Origin of the sequence: Moorena sp. SIO2C4 (genome assembly GCF_010672485.1) — a bacterium.
GTDB lineage: Bacteria > Cyanobacteriota > Cyanobacteriia > Cyanobacteriales > Coleofasciculaceae > Moorena > Moorena producens.
In genome coordinates, this window is record NZ_JAAHGN010001566.1 from 1 (window position 1) to 1,083 (window position 1,083).

A 1,083-nucleotide genomic window follows, 5' to 3' on the forward strand; every position below is an offset into this window, starting at 1 on the left:
TTTCGCTACGCGAACAGATAGGTGAGAAAATTCAGTGCATAGTCGAAAATTCCTAGCCGTGGAAAGTATTTCTGCGGCTATTTTTTTGGGTTAGCAGGTTTAAGGTTAGGATGTTGAAGGTTAGCAGGTTTAAGGTTATTAGTGTTGAAGGTTAGCAGGTTTAAGGTTAGGATGTTGAAGGTTAGCAGGTTTAAGGTTATTAGTGTTGAAGGTTAGCAGGTTGAAGGTTAGTAGTGTTGAAGGTTAGCAGGTTGAAGGTTAGTAGTGTTGAAGGTTAGTAGTGTTGAAGGTTAGGATGTTGAAGGTTAGTAGTGTTGAAGGTTAGGATGTTGAAGGTTAGTAGTGTTGAAGGTTAGCAGGTTGAAGGTTAGCCATCAGCATTCAGCCAAAGACCTTGGCCTTCGGCTGAATGCTGATAGCTGAATGCTGAATGCTGATAGCTGATGGCTGATAGCTGATAGCTGAATGCTGATAGCTGAATGCTGATAGCTGATAGCTGATAGCTGAATGCTGAATGCTGAATGCTGAATGCTGAATGCTGATAGCTGATAGCTGATAGCTGATAGCTGAATGCTGAATGCTGATAGCTGATAGCTGATAGCTGATAGCTAAATGCTTACGATGCACCCGTCTAAGGTTCTGTTCGTAGGTATCCAAGAATAGTGCTAGTATTCAACAATCTTGGAAATCGATTCAGTAAAGCAGTATACTGAGGAGCAGGTAATATAAGTAATAGGATAATTTTCAGCAATACTTTTAAGGTCACCTTTGTCAGTAAAAAGCTTGGATCATGTCTGAGGGCATGGCCAATAAATCGGAGTGCGGCTAGGGCTTTGTGTCGTTCTGGAAATGATTCAAAAGCCTTGAAAATTAGGTACTTATACAGGTTAGCTAGGCTGTGCTGTTTCAGATATTGTAGAGAATCAGGAGCACTAGCAAAGGCTCGTTCAATTACTTGTAAGCAACCTGCTTCCATCTTGGCAGTATCAGAAGAGGCGGAATTAGCCGAGACTTGATATAAAATGTGTGGGTATGGTACAGCGACAAAGGGATAACGAGCCGCCAGCCGCAGCCACATATCCA

Annotated in this window: 1 protein-coding gene and 1 pseudogene; both read right to left on the reverse strand. The window is 42.2% G+C overall.

The annotated features are described in order from the left end of the window. Positions 1-381: 381 nt before the first annotated feature. Positions 382-657: a hypothetical protein gene (locus F6K20_RS39545; protein ID WP_287298599.1), complete on the reverse strand. Its 276-nt coding sequence runs from the start codon at positions 655-657 to the stop codon at positions 382-384. After that, positions 632-1,083, reverse strand: a pseudogene (locus tag F6K20_RS39550) (glycosyl transferase family A); the annotation flags it as partial. The gene F6K20_RS39545 and the pseudogene F6K20_RS39550, both read right to left, overlap by 26 nt.